Below are 14,554 nucleotides of genomic sequence, written 5' to 3' on the forward strand. Positions count from 1 at the left end.
GATGAGCCGACTCGCGCATACCTTGCGCCTGGGCCTGAAGGAGCTGACTAGCCTGCGTCACGACAGCGTGTTGCTGCTGTTCCTGCTGTATGCCTTCAGCGTGGCGATCTACATGCCTGCCGCAGGCTCGGTGATCGGCGTGCACAACGCCAGCGTGGCGGTGGTCGACGAAGACCGCAGCGCGCTGTCGCGCAAGCTCGCCGAGTCGCTGCAACCACCCGAGTTCCAGCCGGCCGCGACCCTGCCAGCCGACCGCCTGGACCAAGCCATGGACAGCGGCCAGTACACCTTCGTCATCAACGTGCCGGTGAACTTCCAGAGTGACCTGCTGGCCGGGCGCTCGCCGGAGCTGCAGGTCAACGTCGATGCCACGGCCATGAGCCAGGCGTTCATGGGCGCCGGCTACATCGGCCGGATCTTCGAGCGCGAACTGCTCGAATACGCCGACCGCAGCGCCACCAGCCCCGCGTTGATCAACCCCAAGGCACTGTTCAACCCCAACCTGGAGGGTGGCTGGTTCCTGGCGGTGATCCAGATCGTCAACAACATCACCATCCTCGCGATCGTGCTCACCGGCACCGCGTTGCTGCGCGAACGCGAGCACGGCACCCTCGATCACTTGCTGGTGCTGCCGCTGACGGCGCTGGAAATCATGTTGGCGAAGATCGGCAGCAACGCCCTGGTGGTGGTGCTGTGCACCTGGGTTTCGCTGGAGGTGGTGGTCAAGGGCGCGCTGGGCGTGCCGCTGGCGGGCTCGCTGGGGTTGTTCCTGGGGGTAACCGCGCTGTACCTGTTCGCCAGCACGGCACTGGGCATCTTCCTCGCCACCCTGGCGCGCTCGACGCCGCAGTTCGGCCTGCTGGCGATCCCCGTGATCATCCCGATGCTGCTGCTCTCGGGCGGCAGCACGCCGCTGGACAGCATGCCGCAATGGCTGCAGTGGGTCATGCAGGGCTCGCCCTCGACCCACTTCGTCAGCCTGGGCGCGGCGATCCTGTTCCGCGACGCCGGGCTGAGCGTGGTGTGGCCAGACGTGCTGGCCCTGGCCGTGATCGGCCTGGTGTTCTTCAGCGTGGCGTTGCTGCGCTTTCGCCGCAGCCTCGCCGCCTGATCACTGCACGATCAGGTTGTTGAACAGCAGGTCCTCGACGATCGGCTTGCCCTCTTCGGACTCCATCACCTGCTGCACCTGCTTCAGGGCTTCCTGGCGCAGTTTTTCCTTGGCTTCGACGTTGCTCATGTTGTCCACGCCCTGCTGGGTGAACAGCGCCACCAGCTGGTTGCGGATCAGCGGCTCGTGGTGCTTGACCGCAGTGGCGGCGGCATCGCCGGTGACGCGCAGGGCCACGTCGGCCTTGTACACCCGCAGTTTCGGGCCACCATCGAGCGCGTAGTTGCCGACGAAGGGCGGGCTCAGGGTGATGTAGGAGACTTTCGGTTCCCCTTCCTTGGCTTCCTCGGCCATTGCCGCCACTGGCAGCATCAGGGCCAGCACCATCAAGATCCACGCTTTCACGAATTCGCTCCTCAATACAGTTGGCGCCAGCTTACCCAGCGCGCCAGCCAAACCCAAGCCCGGGCTTATGCCGGCTCATCAGGGCGGGCCATGCTCGTTGACCGCAGTCACCGCCCTCCTACACTTATCGGCCACCACACGCAAAGGAATAGCCCTGATGAAAGCCTTGTTGTGCAAAGCCCTGGGCCCGGCGCGGGACCTGGTCCTGGAAGAGGTCGCCAGCCCCACGCCGAAGAAAAACGAAATTCTGCTCGACGTGCATGCCGCGGGGGTCAACTTCCCCGACACCCTGATCATCGAGGGCAAGTACCAGTTCCAGCCGCCCCTGCCCTTTTCGCCCGGTGGCGAGGCGGCCGGCGTGGTGGCGGCGGTCGGCGAGAAGGCCGGCGCGTTCAAGGTGGGCGACCGGGTCATGGCCCTGACCGGCTGGGGCGCTTTCGCCGAACAGGTGGCGGTGCCGTTCTACAACGTGCTGCCGATTCCGGCCGGCATGGACTTCACCACCGCCGCCGCCTTCGGCATGACCTACGGCACGTCGATGCACGCGCTGACCCAGCGCGGCCAGCTCAAGGCCGGCGAGACCTTGCTGGTGCTCGGCGCCTCGGGTGGCGTGGGGCTGGCGGCGGTGGAAATCGGCAAGGCCCTCGGCGCGCGGGTGATCGCCGCGGCCAGCAGCGCCGAGAAGCTCGCGGTAGCCAAGGCTGCCGGGGCCGATGAGCTGATCGACTACAGCCAGGCCAGCCTGAAGGATGAGATCAAGCGCCTGACCGGTGGCCAGGGCGTGGACGTGGTCTACGACCCGGTCGGCGGCGAGCTGTTCGACCAAGCCGTGCGCGGGCTGGCCTGGAACGGGCGGTTGCTGGTGGTGGGCTTTGCCAGCGGCACGATCCCGCAGTTGCCGGTGAACCTGGCGCTGCTCAAGGGCGCGGCGGTGCTCGGGGTGTTCTGGGGGGCATTCGCCCAGCGTCAGCCGGAGGACAATGCGAAGAACTTCCGCCAGCTGTTTGCCTGGCATGCCGAGGGCAAGTTGAAGCCGTTGGTGTCGCAGACCTATCCGTTGGCCGAGGGGGGCGCGGCGATCGAGCGCCTCGCGCAGCGCCAGGCGGTGGGCAAGCTAGTCGTGGTGGCCAGGTAGAGGGGTTCGCCGACAACAGCGTCCGTAGGAGCCGGCTTGCCGGCGAACCTCTCAGACCTCACGCAGGTTGTGGCAGCGCCTGAACCGCGCCTCCAGGTTGCGATCCGGCATCTGGTGGCTGCGCAGGGCGTTGAGGGTCTGCTCCACATAATCCCGCGTCGTGCCATAGCGCCCCTTGGCGCTGGCCAGAATGTGGCTCAGCAAGGTGTCTGGCAAGTTTCCGGCATAGCACGGCAAGTGCCGCTCCAGCACGAAACCCAGCGCCTGCACCTTGCTGCCATCACTGAGACGGCAACTGAGCCAGTGCGGTCGATAAGCGGGATAAGGCATCTCGCGTTGCCACAGGGCCATCAGCGAGTCTTCCAGGTTGCTGTCGTCCAGCCGGTAGGCGAAACCACTGCAGGAGCCGCCACGATCCAGGCCGAACACCAGCCCAGGGCATTCCGGGGTGCCGCGATGCTCGTGGGACCAGAGGTAGAGGCCCCGATGATAGCCATGCACCCGTGCTCGCTGGCGTTCCACCGAATGGCACTCAGGGCGCCAGATCAATGAGCCATAGGCGAACAGCCACACCGGGCCGCCCATGTGCTGTGACAGGGTGACATTCATCGACTGTTGTAGTTGCTCGCGGGTCAACTGTTGCCCGAAGTCGAGCGAGGGGGGATATGTGACCTGCCAGGATGAACTTTCAAGTGCCGACATAAACTGCCGCCATAATTCCTGTGAACTGCCAGAGTGCCGGTTCTACTGCGATACTTAGAGTGCTTGTACGGGCGTATTCGCGGCTGAAGCCGCTCCTACAGAGGCCTGCGCTACTCCTGTAGGAGCGGCTTCAGCCGCGAAGGCCCTGGCGCCTAACGTAAGACAGAATGCAGGTTCGGCTCAAGCCCGAAATCAAAGTTTCATTCAGTCGCCCGCCGAACGGAAACTAATATTTCGAGTATAGCGACAGTTATTAACCGTATCGGCAATAATTCCCGCCATATAATCATGCGAAAAAAGTTGGTTATTAAAAACAGCACACCCTTGCAGTGTGCTGTTTCACGATCAGCCGCGCGGCGCGTAGGCGAATACGTCGGCGCGCATGCGGTGGGCGTCCATACCCGCCTCGACCAGGGCGTCGAGGGTGGCATAGACCATGTTCGGCGAGCCGCTGGCATAGACATGGACCTGGTTCAGGTCGCCGATGTCCTCGCACACCGCTTCGTGGAGCAGGCCACAACGCCCTTCCCAACCGCACAGGTCGCTGACGACCTTGTGCAGGAACAGGTTGGGCAGGCGCTGCCACTCATCCCAATGCTCGATCTCGTAGAAGTCCTCGGGTCGGCGCACGCCCCAGTACAGGTGCACCGGGTACTTGAAGCCATTGGCGCGGCAATGCTCGACCAGGCTGTGCATCTGGCCCATGCCGGTGCCCGCGGCAATCAGCACCAGCGGGCCATCCGGCAGCTCGGCCAGGTGGGCGTCGCCAAACGGCAGCTCGATACGCGCGATGCCATTGCGCTGCAATTGCGCGATCAGTTGCACGGCACTGCTCTCACGCGCCAGCACATGCAGCTCCAGGTCACGGCCGCCGTGGGGGGCCGAGGCCAGGGAGAATGCGGCCTTGTCGGCGCCCTCGCGCTCGATCATCAGGTACTGCCCGGCGTGATAGCGCGGTGGCTTGCCGGCCGGGGCACGCAGGCGCACGCGCCAGACGTCGCCACCCACCTCGACGCACTCGCTCACGGTGCAGGCCAGCTTGCGCACCGGGAGTTCGCCCAAGGCCAGCACACCATCCCAGAGCACCACGCAATCCTCCAGAGGCTCGGCGATGCAAGTGAACAGCTCGCCGTGATCACGGACCACGCCCTCCTGGCGCACACGCCCTTCCACCAGCAACGCGGCACAGACATGACAGTTGCCATTACGGCAACTGCTCGGGCAGTCGTAACCCAGCCGCCGCGCCGCATCCAGAATCCTTTCCCCGGGCTCCACCGCCAGTACCGCCCCGGAAGGCTGCAAGGTCACCTGCATCAATCTATTCCCAACTGGTCCCACAGCTCATCGATACGGCGGGTGACGGCCTCGTCCTTGACGATGACCCGGCCCCATTCGCGTGTAGTTTCGCCCGGCCACTTGTGGGTGGCGTCCAGGCCCATCTTCGACCCCAGCCCCGACACCGGCGACGCGAAGTCGAGGTAGTCGATGGGGGTATTGTCGATCATCACCGTATCACGCTTGGGGTCCATGCGCGTGGTGATGGCCCAGATCACATCGTTCCAGTCGCGGGCGTTGATATCGTCGTCGGTGACGATAACGAACTTGGTGTACATGAACTGTCGCAGGAACGACCACACACCCAGCATTACGCGCTTGGCGTGGCCTGGATACTGCTTCTTCATGGTCACCACCGCCATGCGGTAAGAGCAGCCTTCCGGTGGCAGGTAGAAATCGACGATCTCGGGGAACTGCTTCTGCAGGATCGGCACGAACACTTCGTTCAGCGCCACACCGAGGATCGCCGGCTCATCCGGCGGACGGCCGGTGTAGGTGCTGTGGTAGATCGGCTTCTGCCGGTGGGTGATGCGCTCTACGGTGAACACCGGGAAGCTGTCCACTTCATTGTAGTAACCGGTGTGGTCGCCGTACGGGCCTTCGGGGGCCATTTCGCCCGGATGGATCACGCCTTCGAGGATGATCTCGGCGGTGGCCGGGACCTGCAGGTCATTGCCACGGCATTTGACCAGTTCGGTGCGGTTGCCACGCAGGAGGCCGGCGAAGGCGTATTCGGAGAGCGTGTCCGGCACCGGCGTGACCGCGCCGAGGATGGTCGCAGGGTCCGCGCCCAGGGCCACCGCCACCGGGAAAGGCTGGCCGGGGTGCTTCTGGCACCATTCGCGGTAGTCCAGGGCGCCACCGCGGTGGCTCAGCCAGCGCATGATGACCTTGTTGCGGCCGATCACCTGCTGGCGGTAGATGCCCAGGTTCTGGCGGTCCTTGTTCGGGCCACGGGTCACGGTCAGGCCCCAGGTGATCAGCGGTGCCACGTCGCCCGGCCAGCAATGCTGGATGGGCAGTTGCGACAGGTCGACATCGTCGCCCTCGACCACGATCTCCTGGCACACCGCGTCCTTGACCACTTTCGGGGCCATCGACACGACTTTCTTGAAGATCGGCAGTTTCGACCAGGCGTCCTTCAGGCCTTTCGGCGGCTCGGGTTCCTTGAGGAACGCCAGCAGCTTGCCGATTTCACGCAGCTCTTCGGTCGATTCGGCGCCCATGCCCATGGCCACGCGCTCGGGGGTGCCGAACAGGTTGCCCAGCACCGGGATGTCGAAGCCGGTGGGCTTTTCGAACAGCAACGCCGGGCCCTTGGCGCGCAGGGTGCGGTCGCAGACTTCGGTCATTTCCAGGACGGGGGAGATGGGAACCTGGATGCGCTTGAGTTCACCGCGCTGTTCCAGGCCACGGATGAAGTCGCGCAAATCGCGATACTGCATGCATGAGCCTCGTGTTGGCCGTATCGGTCGGGGTGCAGAGTGTAGCGCCGTTCACGCCTTGTTTGGGGGCAAAAATGAAACGGGGCCGCTTCGCGCCCCATCGCGGCTGAAGGCCGCTCCTACAGCGGTCCGCGTATGCAGAACCCGTGTAGGAGCGGCCTTCAGCCGCGATGGGCTGCGAAGCAGCCCCAGTTACAGCCTGATCTATGAGCTTACTTGCGCTTCATCGACAGGAAGAACTCGTCGTTGGTCTTGGTCTGCTTGAGCTTGTCGACCAGGAACTCGATGGCGGCGATCTCGTCCATCGGGTGCAGCAGCTTGCGCAGGATCCACATGCGCTGCAGTTCGTCGTCGGCGGTCAGCAGCTCTTCGCGGCGGGTACCGGACTTGTTGATGTTGATGGCCGGGAACACACGCTTTTCAGCAATGCGACGGTCCAGGGGCAGCTCCATGTTGCCGGTACCCTTGAACTCTTCGTAGATCACTTCGTCCATCTTCGAGCCGGTCTCGACCAGCGCGGTGGCGATGATGGTCAGCGAACCGCCTTCCTCGATGTTGCGCGCGGCGCCGAAGAAACGCTTTGGCTTCTCCAGGGCGTGGGCGTCGACACCACCGGTCAGTACCTTGCCGGAGCTCGGGATCACGGTGTTGTAGGCACGGGCCAGACGGGTGATCGAGTCGAGCAGGATGACCACGTCCTTCTTGTGCTCGACCAGGCGCTTGGCCTTCTCGATGACCATTTCGGCGACCTGCACGTGGCGGGTCGGCGGCTCGTCGAAGGTGGAGGCAACCACTTCGCCGCGCACGGTGCGCTGCATCTCGGTCACTTCTTCCGGGCGCTCGTCGATCAGCAGGACGATCAGATGGCACTCGGGGTTGTTGCGGGTAATGTTCGCCGCGATGTTCTGCAGCATGATCGTCTTGCCCGCTTTTGGTGGGGCGACGATCAGGCCACGCTGGCCTTTGCCGATCGGGGCGCACAGGTCGATGACGCGACCGGTGAGGTCTTCGGTGGAACCGTTGCCGGCTTCCATCTTCAGGCGCTTGTTGGGGAACAGCGGCGTCAGGTTTTCGAACAGGATCTTGTTCTTCGCGTTTTCCGGACGGTCGAAGTTGATGGTGTCGACTTTGAGCAGGGCGAAGTAACGCTCACCTTCCTTCGGTGGACGGATCTTGCCGACGATGGTGTCGCCGGTGCGCAGGTTGAAGCGGCGGATCTGGCTGGGCGACACGTAGATGTCGTCAGGGCCGGCCAGGTAGGAGGCATCCGCCGAACGCAGGAAACCGAAACCATCCTGGAGAATCTCCAGCACGCCGTCACCCGAGATCTCTTCGCCGCTTTTCGCATGCTTTTTCAGCAGGGCGAAAATCACGTCCTGTTTGCGCGAACGGGCCATGTTTTCGATGCCCATCTGTTCGGCCATTTCCAAAAGATCGGTAATCGGCTTTTGCTTGAGTTCTGTCAGGTTCATAAGGGGAGTGACGTAATCATGTAAGAAGGGAGAGAGTAAGCATTTGGCTTAATGAGGCCGCGCCGCTAGATGGCGACAAGATCGCGTACTGATTCGAATTAGGGATGCTTCGGCGACGGCGTGCAGAGGGCACTGAAAGGGTCAGTGCGAGGCCGAATGTAACACTTGATTTTTTCGACGTCTAGTGGTTTTAGCCACACATATCGACAGGTTTTTACCGGAAGGGGCGATATCGTGGGGCGCGCCTGCTTGCGCCGATATTTCCCACGGCAGGCAAAGAAAAGCCCCGCATTTGCGGGGCTTTTTCACATCACAGGTTGGCGTCGATGAACGCCTGCAGCTGCGATTTCGACAGGGCGCCGACCTTGGTGGCCTCGACGTTGCCGTTCTTGAACAGCATCAGGGTCGGGATGCCGCGCACGCCGTGCTTGGCCGGGGTTTCCTGGTTTTCGTCGATGTTCAGCTTGGCGACGACCAGTTTGCCTGCGTAGTCTTCGGCGATGGCGTCCAGTACCGGAGCGATCATCTTGCATGGGCCGCACCATTCAGCCCAGTAGTCGACCAGCACCGCGCCTTCGGCCTTGAGTACGTCGGCTTCGAAGCTGGCGTCGGTGACGTGTTTGATTTTGTCGCTCATGGAAATCTCCAAGGTCGTAAGCAATAAAAAACGTTGCCCATCATAGCGGCACCCTGGCGCGACAGGAAGCCACGGACGATTGAGTGTAACTATAGTTGTGCAAGACCCCACGAATCGAAACGGTCATGTCGCTGCCATAACATTGCCATGACCTTGCCATGCATCAAGCCTTGCAGCGCCGCGCGTTGGCGGATGGCCACGATCGTGGCACGATTGCCGGGTTAACGACCGAGAACCTCCAGACCATGCCGCAAACCACCGCGAAGAACCTGTCTCTGATCGCCGCCATCGACCTGGGCTCCAACAGCTTCCACATGGTGGTGGCCAAGGCCCATCACACGGAAATCCGTATTCTAGAGAGGCTTGGAGAAAAGGTTCAGCTCGCCGCCGGCATCGACGAGGAGCGCAGGCTCAGCGAAGAGGCCATGCAGCGAGGGCTGGAGTGCCTCAAGCGCTTCGCCCAGCTGATCAACGGTATGCCCGCAGGCTCCGTGCGCATCGTCGGCACCAACGCCCTGCGCGAAGCGCGCAACCGCAACGAATTCATTCAACGCGCCGAAGCCATCCTCGGCCACCCGGTCGAGGTCATCTCCGGCCGTGAAGAGGCGCGCCTGATCTACCTCGGCGTTTCGCATACCCTGGCCGACAACCCCGGCAAGCGCCTGGTTGCCGACATCGGCGGCGGCAGCACCGAGTTCATCATCGGCCAGCGCTTCGAGCCGCTGCTGCGCGAAAGCCTGCAGATGGGCTGTGTAAGCTTCACCCAGCGCTACTTCCGCGACGGCAAGGTCACCCCCGCACGCTATGCCCAGGCCTACACCGCCGCGCGCCTGGAGCTGATGAGCATCGAGAACGCCCTGCACCGCCTGACCTGGGACGAAGCGATCGGCTCCTCGGGCACCATCCGCGCCATTGGCGCGGCGATCAAGGCCGGTGGCCTGGGCAATGGCGAGGTCAACGCCGAGGGCCTGGCCTGGGTCAAGCGCAAGCTGTTCAAACTGGGCGAGACCGACAAGATCGACTTCGACGGGGTCAAGCCGGACCGTCGGGCGATCTTCCCGGCCGGCCTGGCCATTCTGGAAGCGATTTTCGATGCCCTGGAGCTGGCGCGCATGGACCATTGCGACGGTGCCCTGCGCGAAGGCGTGCTGTTCGACCTGCTGGGCCGCCATCACCACGAAGACGTGCGCGAGCGCACCCTGAACTCGTTGATGGAGCGTTACCACGTTGACCAGGGCCAGGCCGCGCGCGTGGAGCGCAAGGCGCTGCATGCCTTCGACCAAGTGGCTGAGGCATGGGATCTGGAAGATGGAAATTGGCGCGATCTGCTGGGCTGGGCGGCGAAAATCCACGAAATAGGGTTGGATATCGCGCACTACCACTACCACAAGCATGGCGCCTACCTGATCGAGCACTCCGACCTGTCCGGTTTCTCCCGCGAGGACCAGCAGATGATGGCCCTGCTGGTGCGTGGCCATCGCCGCAACATCCCCAAGGACAAGTTCGCCGAGCTGGGTGAAGAAGGCATCAAGCTGCTGCGCCTGTGCGTGTTGCTGCGCTTTGCCATCCTGTTCCACCACATCCGTGGCACCCAGCAGATGCCGAAGGTGGTGCTGCAGGCTGGGGAAGACAGCCTCGACGTGGTGTTCCCGGAGGGTTGGCTGGAGCAGAACCAATTGACCCAGGCCGACTTCGCCAACGAGGCGGAATGGCTGGCGCGGGTCAATTTCGTGCTTAGCGTCAGGTAACGTGCGGTGCATGGCACCGGCTGCGCCGGTGTTCGCCGGCAAAGCCGGCTCCTACAGGTTTGGCGCTGACCGTGGGCCTGGTGCAACCCCTGTAGGAGCGGCTTCAGCCGCGATTCAGGCGACGCGGTGCCTGGCACCGGCTACGCCGGTGATCGCGGCTGAAGCCGCTCCTACAGGGCTGCAGAACGGCACCAGCCATCGGCACTAGCGAACGTTGAGCACCGGGTTGCTCAGGCGCTCCAGCAGGGTCGCCTGGGCACTGCGCGGGTTCTGGTTGCCGGTTGGGGTGCTGCGCACGTAGCGCCCGTCCGGCTGCAGGGTCCAGGCCTGGGTATTGTCGGTGAGATACCCCTCCAGCTCCTTCTTCACCCGTAGCAGCAGCTTCTTGCCTTCCACCGGGAAGCAGGTCTCGACGCGCTTGTCGAGGTTGCGCTCCATCCAGTCGGCGCTGGACAGGTAGATCTGCTCCTCGCCACCGTTGAGGAAGTAGAACACCCGAGTGTGCTCGAGGAAGCGGCCGATGATCGAGCGCACATGGATGTTGTGCGACACCCCCGCGATGCCCGGCCGCAGGCAGCACATGCCACGCACCACCAGGTCGATGCGCACGCCCGACTGGCTGGCCTTGTACAGCGCCTTGATGATCTTGGCGTCGGTCAGCGAGTTGAACTTGGCGATGATGTGCGCCGGCTTGCCTTCCAGGGCGAACTGGGTCTCCCGGGCGATCATGTCGAGCATGCCCTTCTTCAGGGTGAAGGGCGCGTGCAGCAGCTTCTTCATGCGCAGGGTCTTGCCCATGCCGATCAGCTGGCTGAACAGGCGGCCGACGTCCTCGGTGAGGGCGTCGTCGGAGGTCAGCAGGCTGTAGTCGGTGTACAGGCGGGCGTTGCCGGCGTGGTAGTTGCCGGTCCCCAGGTGCGCGTAACGCACGATCTCGCCCTGCTCGCGGCGCAGGATCAGCATCATCTTGGCGTGGGTCTTGAAGCCCACAACGCCGTAGATCACCACCGCGCCGGCGGCCTGCAGGCGGCTGGCCATCTGCAGGTTGGACTCTTCGTCGAAGCGCGCGCGCAGCTCGATCACCGCAGTGACCTCCTTGCCGTTACGCGCCGCGTCCACCAGGGCGTCGACGATCTCCGAGTTGGCACCGGAGCGGTAGAGCGTCTGGCGCACGGCGAGCACATGCGGGTCCTTGGCGGCCTGGCGCAGCAGGTCGATCACCGGGGTGAACGACTCGAACGGGTGCATCAGCAGCACGTCCTGCTTGCCGATCACGCTGAAGATGTTGTCGGCGTTCTGCAGCAGCTTGGGGATCGCCGGGGTGAACGGCGTGTACTGCAGCTCCGGGTGGCTGTCGAGCCCGGTGATGCTGAACAGGCGGGTCAGGTTGACCGGGCCATTGACCTGGTACAACTCGCTCTCGCTCAGGCTGAATTGCTTGAGCAGGTAGTCGGAGAGGTGTTTCGGGCAGGTGTCGGCCACCTCGAGGCGCACGGCATCGCCGTAGCGACGCGAGAACAGCTCGCCGCGCAGGGCGCGGGCCAGGTCGTCGACTTCTTCGGAGTCCAGCGCCAGGTCGGCGTTGCGGGTCAGGCGGAACTGGTAGCAGCCCTTGACCTTCATGCCCTGGAACAGGTCGTCGGCGTGAGCGTGAATCATCGACGACAGGAACACATAGTTGTCGCCTGGGCCGCCGACCTCTTCCGGCACGCGGATCACTCGTGGCAGCAAGCGTGGCGCCGGGATGATCGCCAGGCCCGAGTCGCGACCGAAGGCGTCGACACCCTCGAGCTCGACGATGAAGTTGAGGCTCTTGTTCACCAGCAGCGGGAACGGGTGGGTCGGGTCGAGGCCGATCGGGGTGATGATCGGCGCGATCTCGTCGCGGAAGTAGCGGCGCACCCAGGTCTTGAGCTTGGGCGTCCAGTAGCGGCGGCGGATGAAGCGGATCTGGTGCTTCTCCAGCTCCGGCAGCAACACATCGTTGAGGATCGCGTACTGGCGGTCCACCTCGATGTGCACCAGCTCGCTGATGCGGGCCAGCGCCTGGTGCGGCTGCAGGCCGTCGGCGCCGGCTTGTTCGCGGGCGAAGTTGATCTGTTTCTTCAGGCCCGCCACGCGGATCTCGAAGAACTCGTCCAGGTTGCTGGAGAAAATCAGCAGGAACTTCAGGCGCTCGAGCAGCGGGTACGACTCGTCCAGCGCCTGTTCCAGCACGCGGATGTTGAACTGCAGCTGCGAGAGCTCGCGATGAATGTACAGGCTGCTGTCGTCCAGGCTCGGCACGGCGATCGCTGGCGCAGGCGCCGGAGCAGGCGCGGCGGCCTCTACTACCGGCTCCGGGGCGGCGGGCAGGTCGGGCGGGGTCTGTACCAGCTCTTCGGGCACGGCCTGGGCGTCCTTGATCTCGACAGGGGTTAGCACTTCGTTATTCATCTGACGTTCCTGGAGGGCGTTACTGCCCTCTCATCAATTGAGCGGCACGCACGGCGAAATAGGTCAGGATGCCATCAGCGCCTGCCCGTTTGAAAGCGGTGAGGGATTCGAGGATCACGGCCTCGCTCAGCCAGCCGTTCTGGATCGCCGCCATGTGCATGGCGTACTCGCCGCTGACCTGGTAGACGAAGGTCGGCACTTTGAACTCGGTCTTCACTCGGTGAACGATGTCCAGGTACGGCATGCCCGGCTTGACCATGACCATGTCGGCGCCTTCGGCGAGGTCCAGGGCCACTTCGTGCAGGGCCTCGTCGCTGTTGGCCGGGTCCATCTGGTAGGAGGCCTTGTTGGCCTTGCCCAGGTTCAGCGCCGAGCCGACCGCATCACGGAATGGGCCGTAGTAGGCGCTGGCGTACTTGGCCGAGTAGGCCATGATGCGCACGTTGACGTGGCCGGCCACTTCCAGGGCCTCGCGGATCGCGCCGAGGCGCCCGTCCATCATGTCCGACGGCGCGACAACCTGGGCGCCTGCTTCAGCGTGGGACAGGGCCTGGCGCACCAGGGCGTCGACGGTGATGTCGTTCTGGACGTAGCCCTCTTCATCGAGGATGCCGTCCTGGCCGTGGGTGGTGAACGGGTCCAGGGCGACGTCGGTGATCACCCCCAGCTCCGGGAAGCGGGCACGCAGGGCGCGGGTGGCGCGCTGGGCAATGCCATCCGGGTTCCAGGCTTCGGCACCGTCCAGGGACTTCTTCTCGGTAGGCGTCACCGGGAACAGTGCCAGCGCCGGAATGCCCAGCTCAACCCAACCCTGTGCGGCTTCCAGCAGCAGGTCGATCGACAGGCGCTCGACGCCCGGCATGGACGGCACTTCCTCGCGGCGGTTCTCGCCGTCCAGCACGAATACCGGAAGAATCAGGTCATCGACGGTCAGGGTGTTTTCGCGAACCAGGCGACGGGAGAACTCGTCCCGGCGGTTGCGACGCAGGCGGGTGGCAGGAAACAGACGGTTGGCGGGGGTAAAGCTCACGGCAGACTCCTGAGCCCGCGCAGGCGGGCGAGCGCGACAGTTATAAGCGGCCATTATGACGCCTGTGTTACACCCAAGGGCAACCCTGCGACTCGTGGCCGCAGTCATTGTCCTTGTAGGAAATGTTCACGTCGAGACACATTTGGACACTTTCCCGAACGCCCACGAAGGGGTAGGCTGCGCGTTCATTTCGCCAGCACGCCAGAAAATGCTTCAACAATTCCTGAACGATTTCGGCTACTTTGCCCTTTTTCTCGGCACGTTCTTCGAGGGCGAGACCATCCTGGTGCTCGCGGGCTTTCTTGCGTTCCGCGAATACATGGATATCAAGCTGGTGGTCGCGGTGGCCTTCTGCGGCAGCTATGCCGGTGACCAGCTGTGGTACTTCATGGGCCGCCGCCACGGGCGCAAGATTCTCGCCCGCAAGCCGCGCTGGCAGGCCATGGGCGACCGGGCGCTGGAGCATATCCGCCGCCATCCCGACATCTGGGTGCTGAGTTTCCGCTTCGTCTACGGCCTGCGCACGGTGATGCCGGTGGCCATCGGCCTGTCCGGCTACCCGCCGCGCCGCTACCTGCTGCTCAACGGCATCGGCGCCGCGGTCTGGGCCCTGGCCCTGGGCCTGGCGGCCTACCACTTCGGCGCCATCCTCGAAGGCATGCTGGGCAGCATCAAGAAATACGAGCTATGGGTGCTCGGCGGCCTGCTGGTGCTGGGCCTGCTGCTGTGGCTGCGCCGGCGTTTTCGCAATATCCGCGCCGAGCGCCGCGCGGCGGCAGAAGGCGAGGCCAGCGAGGCTGAGCAGGCTGTAGCCCAGGAGCAGCCACCACGCCAGGGGCGTGACCAGCACTAAGCCCAGCGCGCCGGCCAGGTACAGGGCCGGCGCATTCGACAGCAGACGCGCCAGCTCCAGGCGCCCTGCCCAGGGCCGGTCCTCCAGGGCCGCGCCCAGCACGAACAGACCGAACGCCATCAGCGCCCAGCCCAGCACCAGGGCCGAGGGCGACAAGCGCCCGGCGTTGTCCATCAGGTAACTGCCCAACGCCACGTAGACCGCGAACTGCAGCGTGACATACAGCTGTTGCCTGCCACCGAGCG

12 protein-coding genes are annotated in these 14,554 nt (G+C 64.1%); 4 read left to right on the forward strand and 8 right to left on the reverse strand.

What is annotated here, in order from left to right:
- Position 1 precedes the first annotated feature (1 nt).
- Entirely contained in the window at positions 2 to 1,111 is a 1,110-nt protein-coding gene (locus tag PSEEN_RS24620) for an ABC transporter permease (RefSeq protein ID WP_011536302.1), read from the forward strand.
- On the opposite strand, the gene PSEEN_RS24625 is transcribed toward PSEEN_RS24620, so the two are convergent.
- Positions 1,112 to 1,516, reverse strand: a complete 405-nt coding sequence (locus PSEEN_RS24625) for a flagellar basal body-associated protein FliL (protein ID WP_044488552.1) — start codon at positions 1,514 to 1,516, stop codon at positions 1,112 to 1,114.
- Positions 1,517 to 1,673: 157 nt separating this feature from the next.
- Here PSEEN_RS24625 and PSEEN_RS24630 point away from each other — a divergent pair, with 157 nt between their 5' ends.
- Entirely contained in the window at positions 1,674 to 2,651 is a 978-nt protein-coding gene (locus PSEEN_RS24630) for an NADPH:quinone oxidoreductase family protein (protein WP_011536304.1), read from the forward strand.
- A 51-nt stretch (positions 2,652 to 2,702) separates the two neighbouring features.
- Here PSEEN_RS24630 and PSEEN_RS24635 read toward each other — a convergent pair whose 3' ends face one another.
- The 5 genes from PSEEN_RS24635 to trxA all read right to left on the reverse strand — a co-directional run bounded on the left by PSEEN_RS24635 (position 2,703) and on the right by trxA (position 8,242).
- Positions 2,703 to 3,353 (reverse strand): gamma-glutamylcyclotransferase, encoded by a 651-nt coding sequence (locus tag PSEEN_RS24635; RefSeq protein WP_011536305.1) that lies wholly within the window; start codon positions 3,351 to 3,353, stop codon positions 2,703 to 2,705.
- Between the two features lie 345 nt (positions 3,354 to 3,698).
- Positions 3,699 to 4,667 carry a CDP-6-deoxy-delta-3,4-glucoseen reductase gene (locus tag PSEEN_RS24640; protein WP_011536306.1) on the reverse strand — a complete coding sequence of 323 codons (969 nt, stop codon included), beginning with the start codon at positions 4,665 to 4,667 and terminating at the stop codon, positions 3,699 to 3,701.
- The gene (gene ubiD, locus PSEEN_RS24645; protein ID WP_011536307.1) at positions 4,667 to 6,133 is read right to left on the reverse strand and encodes a 4-hydroxy-3-polyprenylbenzoate decarboxylase; all 1,467 of its coding nucleotides are present in this window, start codon (positions 6,131 to 6,133) and stop codon (positions 4,667 to 4,669) included. Before ubiD ends, PSEEN_RS24640 begins: the two co-directional genes overlap by 1 nt.
- 212 nt (positions 6,134 to 6,345) lie before the next feature.
- Positions 6,346 to 7,605: a transcription termination factor Rho gene (rho, locus tag PSEEN_RS24650; RefSeq protein ID WP_011536308.1), complete on the reverse strand. Its 1,260-nt coding sequence runs from the start codon at positions 7,603 to 7,605 to the stop codon at positions 6,346 to 6,348.
- A gap of 310 nt (positions 7,606 to 7,915) precedes the next feature.
- Positions 7,916 to 8,242 carry a thioredoxin TrxA gene (trxA, locus tag PSEEN_RS24655; RefSeq protein WP_011536309.1) on the reverse strand — a complete coding sequence of 109 codons (327 nt, stop codon included), beginning with the start codon at positions 8,240 to 8,242 and terminating at the stop codon, positions 7,916 to 7,918.
- Positions 8,243 to 8,487: 245 nt separating this feature from the next.
- Here trxA and ppx point away from each other — a divergent pair, with 245 nt between their 5' ends.
- Positions 8,488 to 9,990 (forward strand): exopolyphosphatase, encoded by a 1,503-nt coding sequence (gene ppx / locus PSEEN_RS24660; protein ID WP_044488910.1) that lies wholly within the window; start codon positions 8,488 to 8,490, stop codon positions 9,988 to 9,990.
- A 204-nt stretch (positions 9,991 to 10,194) separates the two neighbouring features.
- On the opposite strand, the gene ppk1 is transcribed toward ppx, so the two are convergent.
- Positions 10,195 to 12,426, reverse strand: a complete 2,232-nt coding sequence (gene ppk1 / locus PSEEN_RS24665; RefSeq protein ID WP_011536311.1) for a polyphosphate kinase 1 — start codon at positions 12,424 to 12,426, stop codon at positions 10,195 to 10,197.
- Between the two features lie 19 nt (positions 12,427 to 12,445).
- Positions 12,446 to 13,456 carry a porphobilinogen synthase gene (gene hemB, locus PSEEN_RS24670; RefSeq protein ID WP_011536312.1) on the reverse strand — a complete coding sequence of 337 codons (1,011 nt, stop codon included), beginning with the start codon at positions 13,454 to 13,456 and terminating at the stop codon, positions 12,446 to 12,448.
- Positions 13,457 to 13,664: 208 nt separating this feature from the next.
- On the opposite strand from hemB, the gene PSEEN_RS26425 reads away from it, so the two are divergent.
- The gene (locus PSEEN_RS26425; protein WP_011536313.1) at positions 13,665 to 14,309 is read left to right on the forward strand and encodes a DedA family protein; all 645 of its coding nucleotides are present in this window, start codon (positions 13,665 to 13,667) and stop codon (positions 14,307 to 14,309) included.
- Positions 14,310 to 14,554: the final 245 nt, after the last annotated feature.

This window comes from Pseudomonas entomophila L48 (genome assembly GCF_000026105.1).
GTDB lineage: Bacteria > Pseudomonadota > Gammaproteobacteria > Pseudomonadales > Pseudomonadaceae > Aquipseudomonas > Aquipseudomonas entomophila.

What these genes read in the sequence shown, in the direction of transcription:
- PSEEN_RS24635 (WP_011536305.1), bottom strand. Translation starts at nt 3,353, where the DNA reads ATGTCGGCACTTGAAAGTTCATCCTGGCAGGTCACATATCCCCCCTCG.
- PSEEN_RS24630 (WP_011536304.1), top strand. Translation starts at nt 1,674, where the DNA reads ATGAAAGCCTTGTTGTGCAAAGCCCTGGGCCCGGCGCGGGACCTGGTC.
- PSEEN_RS26425 (WP_011536313.1), top strand. Translation starts at nt 13,665, where the DNA reads ATGCTTCAACAATTCCTGAACGATTTCGGCTACTTTGCCCTTTTTCTC.
- trxA (WP_011536309.1), bottom strand. Translation starts at nt 8,242, where the DNA reads ATGAGCGACAAAATCAAACACGTCACCGACGCCAGCTTCGAAGCCGAC.
- PSEEN_RS24620 (WP_011536302.1), top strand. Translation starts at nt 2, where the DNA reads ATGAGCCGACTCGCGCATACCTTGCGCCTGGGCCTGAAGGAGCTGACT.
- rho (WP_011536308.1), bottom strand. Translation starts at nt 7,605, where the DNA reads ATGAACCTGACAGAACTCAAGCAAAAGCCGATTACCGATCTTTTGGAA.
- ppk1 (WP_011536311.1), bottom strand. Translation starts at nt 12,426, where the DNA reads ATGAATAACGAAGTGCTAACCCCTGTCGAGATCAAGGACGCCCAGGCC.
- ubiD (WP_011536307.1), bottom strand. Translation starts at nt 6,133, where the DNA reads ATGCAGTATCGCGATTTGCGCGACTTCATCCGTGGCCTGGAACAGCGC.
- ppx (WP_044488910.1), top strand. Translation starts at nt 8,488, where the DNA reads ATGCCGCAAACCACCGCGAAGAACCTGTCTCTGATCGCCGCCATCGAC.
- PSEEN_RS24640 (WP_011536306.1), bottom strand. Translation starts at nt 4,667, where the DNA reads ATGCAGGTGACCTTGCAGCCTTCCGGGGCGGTACTGGCGGTGGAGCCC.